Below are 9,904 nucleotides of genomic sequence, written 5' to 3' on the forward strand. Positions count from 1 at the left end.
AAGATTCCAGCACATAACCCCAGTAAAAGGCGAACAATAATTGCCTTTTTCAATAAAACAGCAGAGCCACGGCCCTGCTGTTTTTAAGTTTTTGAAAAAATCTTGGCCAAGGTAAATCCCAGTGCCATGCCGACAACATTTTGCAGAAAATTACCCAAAACATCAGCCAAGGCTGCCCCTAAGCCATAAAAGCCCCACGAGGCGAGAAAATAAGTCCCGACCATCACCAAACTAGCTAGAGACAAGCCTAACCATCTCCCCCTGCCTGACCAAGCGGCTAGGTAGCCCTGGGCACCATGGGCAAAGAGACTGATGAACATCCACTGCGGATAACCCGCTAGCAAATCCAAGAGAAAAGCCGCCAGACCTCCCACGATAGCTCCTTCCTTTTTCCCAAAATAAAAGGCCGTAAAATAAATCCCTGCATCCAAAAGGGTTAGAAAACCATTCGGCGTTGGAATCATGATGAAACGTCCTAAAACAAGGCTTAGGGCTGTTAAGATGGCTATAACGGTTAGTCGATTAGTTCTTGTTTTCATATTGTTGTACTCCATAATCATTAGAACGGTTAATCGCTTGATGGACAAACCTTTTAGCCGCTTTAATGGCAGCTAGGATTTCCTGTCCCCAAGCCAGTTGACTGGCAAGGCTAGAAGCAAAGGTGCAACCAGCCCCGTTATTATTTTCATGTAAAATCGGTAGGCTGAGCGGATAGAAGGTCTGACCATCAAAATACAGGTCAAGAGCCTGATGTTTGTCTAGCCGGGTCCCCCCCTTAATCACCACATGTTTGGCTCCTAGTCCATACAGCATTTTTGCTGCTTTTTTCATATCAGATAAGGTGGTAATGGTGATGCCAGACAGGATTTCTGCCTCACGCAGATTGGGTGTAATAAGCGTCACATGTCGGAAGAAGGTCAATAATTCTGCCCGCATTTGGCTAATTTCTTCATCCGAATTTTCCTTAAAGACCAAGACTGGGTCTAAAACACAAGGAATCTCAGGTCTGGCTTTAAGAAAGGCTAAGGTTTGCCGGGCCAGGGCCTGATTGGGTAATAACCCAACCTTAATCGCTGCAAAGGGAAGATCTGCTAGACTAGCGAACTGTTTGACTAGTAAATCTTCCGTCAAAGCCGTAATTTCAAAGCCTCCTTCACTAACCGTAGCCAAACTCGTCAAAGCCACGAAACCAAAAAGACCATGACTGGTGAAAGTAGCCAAATCTGCCTGCATACCACCCCCACTTAAAATATCGCTACCGGAAATAGCTAAAATATAATTAGTCTTCATAGATAATCTCCTTGAGATATAGACCATTAGGGCCAGCCGTCGGGCCGGCTAATTGCCGATTTTTACTGCTTAAAATGAGTTCAATTTGCTTGACTGGCATCCGCCCATTACCAATTTTCAAAAGGGTTCCAACCATATTGCGGACTTGTTTATAAAGGAAGCCATTGCCTGTAAAGGTAAAAACCAAAAATTGCCGCTGCTCATCCAAGACCACACTCGCATGGCTAATGGTACGCACCTTATTCTCCACACTGGTCCCAGCAGCCGTAAAACCTGTAAAATCATGGGTCCCAACCAAGGCTTTCACCGCCTCTGCCATTAGACTAAGACTCACCGGATAAGGATAATGAGTGGCATAATGCCGCATCATCGGATTTTTAGGTCGTCCAATATCCACTAAAAATTCATAGGTCTTGTGATGCTTCTGATAGCGAGCATGAAAGTCATCACTGACCTGCTCCACCTCAACCACATCAATATCATCGGGACATTGCGTATCTAGACCAAAACGTAATTTTTCCACATCTCGTTCCTGGGGCAAATCAAAATGAATGACTTGACCATAAGCGTGCACCCCACTATCAGTTCGTCCTGCGCCGTGGACCGCCACAGGTTGACCACTATTCAATCGGGTTAAGGTTTTTTCCACCTCCTCCTGAACCGTCCGTCCTTGATTTTGTCGTTGAAAACCAACAAAACCACTGCCATCATAAGAAATAATTGCCTTATATCGTACCATAGTTTCTATTATAACAAATTCACGAACTTTCTGAAAGGGGGAGAAAGATTAAAAGATTGGGCAATCATCCCCAATCTTTTTTTATTAGATATCTTCAAAAGCGTCTTTTACCTTGTCAAAAAATCCTTTTTTCTTAGGGTGAACCTCATTGAAACCACTCGCTGCAGCAAATGATTTGAGGGCTTCTTTTTGGGCATCATTAAGCTTGGTTGGGGTGACAAGCTTGACGGTTACATGCTGGTCTCCCTGACCACCACCCCGTAAGCGCGGTGCTCCCTTGCCTTTCAGACGGAAGGTCTTACCCGTCTGCGTTCCTGCAGGAATGGTTAATTCAACCGCTCCATGTACGGTTGGCACCTCAATGGTATCACCCAAGGCTGCTTGCACAAAGTTCAAATCCAAACTGTAATAAATGGTTGCCCCATCACGTTGGAACTTATCACTTGGTCGGACATTGATGATAACAAAGAGATCACCATAGGGACCACCATTGAAACCAGCTTCCCCTTGACCAGCTAGACGAATTTGTTGGCCAGTTTCCACACCTGCCGGCACCTTGACCGAAACAGTATGGACCTTTTCTTCATGGCCAGTTCCACGACAGGTTTGACAAGGTGAGGTAATTTCTTGGCCTCGGCCATGACAACGATCACAAGTCACCTGACGACGCATCATGCCTAGTGGTGTTTGCGTATCCACTGTCATGATACCTGAGCCATGACACTTGCCACAGGTGACTGGGCTAGTACCAGGTTTGGCACCAGTTCCCGAACAAGTGCCACAGGAAGCTTCACGACTGTATTTGACTTCTTTTTCTGTACCAAAGATGGCTTCTTCAAAACTTAAATCAACTCGGTACTGAAGATCGTCCCCCTGGCGTGGGGCATTGGGATTACGACTAGCACTTCCGCCACCAAAGAAACTGGAAAAAATATCTTCAAAACCTCCGAAACCAGCACCATCAAAGCCTCCGAAACCAGCACCATCAAAGCCTCCGAAACCTCCTGCTCCTCCACCGAAGCCGCCATTAGCTCCCGCCGCACCATATTGGTCATAAGCGGCACGTTTTTGGCTATCACTCAAGGTCTCATAAGCCTCTTGAATATCCTTGTATTTCTGCTCAGCACCAGCCTCCTTGTTAAGGTCAGGATGATACTTTTTAGACATCTTGCGATAGGCTTTTTTGATGTCATCTTGTGATGCGTCCTTGGCTACCCCTAGACGCTCATAAAATTCTGTATTGTTCATAAGTTATGCTTGTTCGGCCCACAAAAACCAACAAGACTTCCTTTCCATAATTTTTTCGGATAAGCCTAGCTTTGATTTAATTAACTTCAGTAGCCAAACTCTCTACTAATAATTTAGCTACAGCTCGACCTGACATGGGATTTTGTCCTGTAATCAAGCGACCATCACGCAGAGCATGACTGGCAAAGGGACGTTTTTTCTGAAAATCAGCCCCTCTTTGTTTAACTGCATTTTCTGTAACAAAAGGAACCTTACCCAACTTTCCGCTAAGAATTTCCTCCCACTTGGTAAATCCTGTGATACGTTTACCCGCAATTAGATAAGAACCTTCTTCATCTTTAAGATTGAGTAAACCTGCCACTCCGTGACAAACCGAGATCAGGTAACCTCCTTGACGGTAAATTGACATGGCTAAAGCCTGCAAACCCTCATCATCAGGAAAATCCCAGATGACACCGTGACCACCAGTATAGTAGAGCGCCACATAGTCCGCAGGATTGACCTCAGATGGCTTTTTCGAATGCTTCAAGGCACGAACTTGAAAATCCTGACTGTTCTTTATGGCAAAATCTCCCTGCTTGGCATAGACCTTTTTCAAGCTACGAGGATCCAAGGGCACCTGACCTCCCTTTGGACTAACATAATCCAGTTCATAACCAGCCTTTATCAACTCATCAACAAACTCTGTCGCCTCAGCCAACCAAAGCCCAGTTGCTTCAGAATCCTCCCCATAAGAACTGACATTAGTCAAAACCACAAGTACTTTTCCCTGTTTTAGACCCATGCAACTCCTCCTCTCTACCCAAAAACAGAGGCTGGGTGACAACCTCTGAATTTGAGATAACTTATTTGTTCCAAACAAGACGGTCAGTTCCTGTTACGATTAACCACTCATTTCTTGTTTCAAACTTGTAACTTACCGAACCAACCTCACCCTCAAGCTTCTAAGCTTGGGGTAAAATAGTCCACAGGACTATTTTACTTCTCCGTAAACTCGCCGTCTACCACATCATCGCCTGAGTTGTCAGCTGTTTGGGCACCTTCTGCACCTGCTTGGGCTTGTTGAGCCGCCGCTGCCTGCTCGTACATTTTGACTGCAAGAGCTTGAGCTTTTTCATTAAGAGCTTCAAGTTTTGCCTTCATCTCATCAAGGTTACCTGACTCTTGAGCTGCTTTCAAGTCGTCAAGGGCTGCTTGAGCTGCGTCACGTTCTGTATCAAAGCCTTTGCCTTCTGTTTCCTTGATGGTTTTCTCAGTCGCAAAGATGGCTTGGTCCACTTCATTTTTAAGATCGACTTCTTCTTTACGTTTCTTATCTGCCTCAGCATTGGCTTCAGCGTCTTTCATCATACGGTCAATTTCTTCTTCAGAAAGGCCATCATTTGACTTGATGACAATGTGTTGTTCTTTCTGTGTACCAAGGTCTTTAGCCTTAACAGACACGATACCGTTCTTGTCAATGTCAAAGGTCACTTCAATTTGTGGAATACCACGAGGAGCTGCTGGAATATCTGTCAATTGGAAACGACCAAGCGTCTTATTGTCCGCTGCCATTGGACGCTCCCCTTGAAGAACATGGATGTCCACCGCTGGTTGATTGTCTGCTGCCGTTGAGAAGACTTGTGATTTAGAGGTTGGAATGGTTGTGTTACGCTCGATTAATTTAGTAAAGACACCACCCATGGTTTCAATACCGAGTGACAATGGTGTCACATCAAGCAGGACCACATCTTTGACATCACCAGTGATGACACCACCTTGGATAGCTGCACCCATAGCAACCACTTCATCAGGGTTGACAGATTTGTTTGGCTCTTTACCAGTTTCTGCCTTAACAGCTTCAACAACTGCTGGAATACGAGTTGACCCTCCAACAAGGATAACCTCATCAATTTCAGAGATAGACAAGCCAGCATCTGAAAGAGCTTGACGTACAGGAACCTTAGTTCGCTCTACCAAATCACGAGTCAAATCATCAAATTTCGCACGAGAAAGAGACATTTCCAAGTGAAGTGGTCCTGCTGCTCCTGCTGTGATAAATGGTAAGCTGATTTGTGTTTGGGTCACACCTGACAAGTCTTTTTTCGCTTTTTCAGCCGCATCTTTCAAGCGTTGAAGAGCCATCTTGTCAGCTGCTAAATCGATACCATTTTCTTTCTTGAACTCTGCCACAAGGAAGTCAATGATTTTTTGGTCAAAGTCATCACCACCAAGCTTGTTGTCACCAGCTGTTGCCAAAACATCAAAGACTCCATCACCCAACTCAAGGATAGATACGTCAAAGGTACCACCACCAAGGTCAAAGACCAAGATTTTTTCATCCTTATCCGTTTTATCCAAACCATAAGCAAGAGCTGCTGCCGTTGGTTCGTTGACGATACGCTCTACTTCAAGACCAGCAATTTTACCTGCGTCTTTGGTTGCTTGACGTTGGGCATCATTAAAGTAAGCTGGTACAGTAATAACTGCTTTTTCTACCTTTTCACCAAGGTAATCTTCTGCATAGCCTTTCAAGTATTGCAAAATCATAGCAGAGATTTCTTGTGGGGTGTACTCTTTACCATTAGCTGATACTTTTTCAGAAGTTCCCATTTTTGATTTGATTGAGATGATCGTTTCTGGGTTAGTCACCGCTTGGCGTTTTGCAGCATCGCCCACAATGATTTCACCATTTTTGAAAGATACAACAGAAGGCGTTGTGCGATTTCCTTCTGGGTTAGCAATGATTTTACTTTCAGTTCCTTCAAGAACTGCGACTGCTGAGTTGGTTGTTCCTAAGTCAATACCGATAATTTTAGACATCTTCTTTACCTCTTATTTGTTTTTCTTTTTAATGCTCGCATAAGCTCGCTGGTTATTCTTTCTTTTCGCAGTAACTGTTTGGCATGTCGTCATCTTTCGGACGATGAAAAGCCTAATCATCCTTGCCGGGGGGTTGTCAACGACAACAAAGATTTCTGACTTACTGCCTAGTTTAACGTCATTGCGGACAAGCTTGCTTCAATAGCAGAGCTTAAGCAGACTAGCTATAAACGACGACCATGGCTGGACGAAGCAGACGGTCATGGAGTTGATAACCCTTTTGGAAGACTTGAGCGATAGTATCTGCTGGATGGTCATCGTCAGCTGCTAGAGTCTGAACGGCCATGTGGTAGTTAGCATCAAAAGTTTCCACTGCCACTTCCTCCACCCCTTCTTCTTTCAGGGCTTGAACCAAGCTATCACGGGTCATTTCAAGGCCTTTTTTAACATCATCAGTCAATCCCTCCACAGCCAAAGCACGTTCTAAATTGTCCAAGGCTGGTAGGACTTTTTTAGCCAAATCCTGCGAGCGATATTTTTGCAACTGCTGACGCTCTTCCGTCGCACGACGTTGGATATTTTGCATCTCCGCGTGGGCTCTCAGATACTTGTTTTCAACCTCATCAAACCTAGCCTGCAGGTCGGACAATTCAGTCGTTTCTACTGTTTCCACCACCTCTTCTTCGGTGGCTTCTACTAGCTCCTCCTCTAGCTCTTGATTTTTTAAATCATCTGACATAATCATCTCCTCTTTCTACTTCATAGTGATTGCTATTCACATAGCGATAATAATCAGTTAATTTGGCCACTAAAACCTTACTAACCAAACTGGTTAAACTCACTGCCCGGCGATAATCCATCTCCACAGGACCCATCAAAGTCATTAGACCAAAGCCTCGATAAGGGATGAGAAATTGTTGGTTGATTAGCCCCAACTGGGTCATATCACTACCTAACCCTTCAATAATATCGACCGTCAGCAAATCTTCATTTTTAATCTGTTGACGAAGGGCCAAGGCCACTTCTTGCGGATTATCTAGAAACTGGTAGGTGGACAAACTACCGTAGGTGAGGCTCTTAACCTTACCTGCAATGAAAATCGTTTCATTAAATAATTTAGAAAAGACATAGTCAAACAAATCTAGGACATTATCCGTCGTGACAAAATACTTTTGCACCACTTGGGGAATCTCCGTTCGCAACTTGTAATGAATGTCTAAAACTGATTTACCTAGCAAACGCTCCGCAATCAAATCTTCCAAAATTTGCAGGTCCTTGCTGAGAAAATTTTTGGGAACAGCAAACTCAACAGTGACAGGCTTAGAATCATCCAAAACCATAATTGCCAAAGCATCATGGCTACTATGCTGAACAATCTTAAAACCTGTTAATCGCTGTTCCTTGGACTCAACATCTAGAACAAGGGCTGTATAACCCGTCAAATCCGATAAAATCTGACTAGCTTTTTGCAAAAGATCATCCAACTTGAAGGCTTGAAAATCAAAGGCCTTAATCACTTGGTAGGCATCCTGCTCATCAATACTGTCCAAGGCTAAAGAGTGTTGGACAAAATATTTAAAACCAGCCACACTGGGCTTGCGCCCACTAGAGGTATGGGCCTTCTCTAACAAACCAAGCTTCTCCAAGCGAGCCATCTCATTACGGATGGTTGCTGAACTAGAATCAATGGTCTGCTGCAAGGTCTTAGAGCCTACCGGCTCTCGAGTCTGGGTAAATAATTCCACAATGAGATTGAGAATATCATTCTGCCTTTGCGTGATCATGTCACCCACCCTTTCATTTAGCACTCGTAATCCCCGACTGCTAATTTATAGTTCTATTATACTCCTATTAGCAACAATGTCAAGGGAAAAGCACAAAAAATTAGCACTCTTTTATCAAGAGTGCTAAAAATCAGTCTCCAGACCTAAATCATTAGCCTGTCCCTACCTTGCCTACTAGTTATCATATTGAGTCAGATTTTTTGCTTCAATTATATTAATCAACTCTTCCGCATAATCTGGCGCCGTGGAGAATCCTGCCGCCTCCAGGGCCTTGGCTGAAATTTTATAATCAGAAGAGGTCGCCAAGGTCTGGTATAAATCCTTGCCCCAAGCACCTGATTTTAACTTGGCCATGTAATCGTAGAGGGACTCTTTCCAAGAACGATAAACAACAAAGCGCTGGCTAATTGTCGTCAACTTCCCTGCCAAATAACGATCTGTGCGCAATTCTACACTCGTCTGCCCTGGCTGAGCCACCAAACCAAAGAGGTTATGATAGGTAACTGCCAAGACATAGCTACCATAATTGGAAGATAGGGCTGCTTGAGCCATAATGAGCGATGCTGGCACACCATAAACCTGCGATAGACGTTGAGCATGTGGCGCAATATCTTGGAGGAACTGATTTTGCGAATAAGTCTGATTAACTACGGTCTCAGCCTTCATCAACTGGGAACGGCCCAAAATAGGAAACAGGCCACCTAGCAATAACAGTCCAATAATCACCAATCCTTTTGCAGATAACTTTCGTCTCACTGATTGTTCTCCTTCAACAAATTAACATACTCTTCCAAGGTTAATTGATTCTTTTTCATATAATTAGCCGATTGGACCCCAACATAGCGAAAATGCCAATCTTCATAATCCACCCCTGTGACCTTAGCCTTTCCTTGTGGGAAACGCAAAACAAAACCATAATCTGCCGCTAAATCCTGTACCTGACGGGCAACCTCTGGATCACTAGCATTAAGACTATTGACTGTGCTCATATCAATGGCCAATCCCGTCTGATGTTCACTAGCCCCCGCCGGTTGAGAATAAGTTTGAACCAAGCGCTCAGCCGCTGCTCGCGAAAGATCTGGATTGGCTGCCATCTCTTGCTCAACATAGCTTTCATAAAGTTCCTCTTGATAAGCCACACTACGATATCCTGAAATCAAATGTTCATTGGCATCGATGGCTTGCGCCGCCTCTAAAAAACCTCTGACCTGATCTTCAATTCGCCGATCCACCCAAATATTATCCACCATAGCAAGATCTGGATTTAGTTCAGGAGTATAGTGGTTCCTGTTGACCAAGCGTAACTCCCAGTCAGCCGAGGAAACTTTGGGTAGGTCACTCTCCTCTTTATCATTAGAATCAGCCAACCGCTCCGATTTGACGGTAGACTCCGGCATCTGAGCATTATCCGTTTTTAGAAAGACACCTTTCACCAACAGTAAGAGCAAAAGCAAGACACCCACGATTAAACCGATACATTTAAGATTAAGCCCTTTTCCCATAGACATCCATCGCCTCCTAAAATCCCTATTATTTTACCATAAAATGAAGAAATCCGCCATTAAGAACGAAATTTCTCCCTCTCTTAATTATTCGAAATGATTTAGCAAAAATCCCCCTCATCGCATGACAAGGGAGATTTTCTTTCTATCTGTTGGAAAGTGACAGGTTCATCTGCCTAGGTCTTAGTCCTCTTTACGACGACGTTTGCCTGCAAGACCAAGTGAAGCAAGGATCATGCCAACACCTGCCGCTGTCGCTGCCGCATTGCTTTCAGTACCTGTAGATGGCAAGACATCCATCTTAGCACCTGATTGAGCTGCTGGCGCTTGGCTTGCTGCTTTGGCTGCTGGTGCCGCTGGAGCTTTAGCTGCTGGGCCTGCAACTGGTTTCGCAGCTGGAGTCGCTGGCTTATCAGCTGGTTTACCTGGAGTTGCTGGTTTAGTATCAGGTTTCGCAACTGGTGTGACGATAACTGGCACTTCAACTTCTTCAGTTGATCCATCTGGATACTCAACGATAACCGTTACTGTTCCTTTAT

The 9,904-nt window shown here is 44.4% G+C and carries 11 protein-coding genes; all 11 read right to left on the reverse strand.

Going from position 1 to position 9,904, the window contains the following annotated elements; translation table 11 throughout:
* Positions 1-83 precede the first annotated feature (83 nt).
* Positions 84-539, reverse strand: coding sequence for an ECF transporter S component (locus tag FRX57_RS07350; RefSeq protein WP_146568175.1), 456 nt, complete (start codon positions 537-539; stop codon positions 84-86).
* Positions 523-1,290: a bifunctional hydroxymethylpyrimidine kinase/phosphomethylpyrimidine kinase gene (locus FRX57_RS07355; RefSeq protein ID WP_146568177.1), complete on the reverse strand. Its 768-nt coding sequence runs from the start codon at positions 1,288-1,290 to the stop codon at positions 523-525. Before FRX57_RS07355 ends, FRX57_RS07350 begins: the two co-directional genes overlap by 17 nt.
* On the reverse strand, positions 1,280-2,029 hold the full coding sequence (truA, locus tag FRX57_RS07360; protein WP_146568178.1) for a tRNA pseudouridine(38-40) synthase TruA: 750 nt from the start codon (positions 2,027-2,029) through the stop codon (positions 1,280-1,282). The genes FRX57_RS07355 and truA overlap by 11 nt, the downstream gene beginning before the upstream one ends.
* Before the next feature lie 84 nt (positions 2,030-2,113).
* Positions 2,114-3,277 (reverse strand): molecular chaperone DnaJ, encoded by a 1,164-nt coding sequence (dnaJ, locus tag FRX57_RS07365; protein WP_146568179.1) that lies wholly within the window; start codon positions 3,275-3,277, stop codon positions 2,114-2,116.
* 76 nt (positions 3,278-3,353) lie between these two features.
* Complete coding sequence (locus tag FRX57_RS07370) at positions 3,354-4,061, reverse strand: type 1 glutamine amidotransferase domain-containing protein (protein ID WP_146568180.1); 708 nt, start codon at positions 4,059-4,061, stop codon at positions 3,354-3,356.
* Positions 4,062-4,255: 194 nt separating this feature from the next.
* Positions 4,256-6,079, reverse strand: a complete 1,824-nt coding sequence (dnaK, locus tag FRX57_RS07375) for a molecular chaperone DnaK (protein ID WP_146568181.1) — start codon at positions 6,077-6,079, stop codon at positions 4,256-4,258.
* A gap of 220 nt (positions 6,080-6,299) precedes the next feature.
* The gene (grpE, locus tag FRX57_RS07380; RefSeq protein WP_146568182.1) at positions 6,300-6,818 is read right to left on the reverse strand and encodes a nucleotide exchange factor GrpE; all 519 of its coding nucleotides are present in this window, start codon (positions 6,816-6,818) and stop codon (positions 6,300-6,302) included.
* Positions 6,808-7,863, reverse strand: a complete 1,056-nt coding sequence (hrcA, locus tag FRX57_RS07385) for a heat-inducible transcriptional repressor HrcA (protein WP_146568183.1) — start codon at positions 7,861-7,863, stop codon at positions 6,808-6,810. The genes grpE and hrcA overlap by 11 nt, the downstream gene beginning before the upstream one ends.
* Positions 7,864-8,037: 174 nt before the next feature.
* Positions 8,038-8,619: a glycoside hydrolase family 73 protein gene (locus FRX57_RS07390; RefSeq protein ID WP_146568184.1), complete on the reverse strand. Its 582-nt coding sequence runs from the start codon at positions 8,617-8,619 to the stop codon at positions 8,038-8,040.
* Positions 8,616-9,365: a M15 family metallopeptidase gene (locus FRX57_RS07395; RefSeq protein ID WP_146568186.1), complete on the reverse strand. Its 750-nt coding sequence runs from the start codon at positions 9,363-9,365 to the stop codon at positions 8,616-8,618. The genes FRX57_RS07390 and FRX57_RS07395 overlap by 4 nt, the downstream gene beginning before the upstream one ends.
* Positions 9,366-9,548: 183 nt before the next feature.
* A partial coding sequence (locus FRX57_RS07400) for an LPXTG cell wall anchor domain-containing protein (RefSeq protein ID WP_146568185.1) occupies positions 9,549-9,904 on the reverse strand: 356 nt, incomplete at its 5' end.

This window comes from Streptococcus cuniculipharyngis, assembly GCF_007859195.1.
Lineage (GTDB): Bacteria > Bacillota > Bacilli > Lactobacillales > Streptococcaceae > Streptococcus > Streptococcus cuniculipharyngis.

Bases quoted from the DNA above. Each gene is read 5' to 3' on its own strand.
- FRX57_RS07350 (WP_146568175.1), bottom strand. From the start codon at position 539: ATGAAAACAAGAACTAATCGACTAACCGTTATAGCCATCTTAACAGCC.
- FRX57_RS07355 (WP_146568177.1), bottom strand. From the start codon at position 1,290: ATGAAGACTAATTATATTTTAGCTATTTCCGGTAGCGATATTTTAAGT.
- truA (WP_146568178.1), bottom strand. From the start codon at position 2,029: ATGGTACGATATAAGGCAATTATTTCTTATGATGGCAGTGGTTTTGTT.
- dnaJ (WP_146568179.1), bottom strand. From the start codon at position 3,277: ATGAACAATACAGAATTTTATGAGCGTCTAGGGGTAGCCAAGGACGCA.
- FRX57_RS07370 (WP_146568180.1), bottom strand. From the start codon at position 4,061: ATGGGTCTAAAACAGGGAAAAGTACTTGTGGTTTTGACTAATGTCAGT.
- dnaK (WP_146568181.1), bottom strand. From the start codon at position 6,079: ATGTCTAAAATTATCGGTATTGACTTAGGAACAACCAACTCAGCAGTC.
- grpE (WP_146568182.1), bottom strand. From the start codon at position 6,818: ATGTCAGATGATTTAAAAAATCAAGAGCTAGAGGAGGAGCTAGTAGAA.
- hrcA (WP_146568183.1), bottom strand. From the start codon at position 7,863: ATGATCACGCAAAGGCAGAATGATATTCTCAATCTCATTGTGGAATTA.
- FRX57_RS07395 (WP_146568186.1), bottom strand. From the start codon at position 9,365: ATGGGAAAAGGGCTTAATCTTAAATGTATCGGTTTAATCGTGGGTGTC.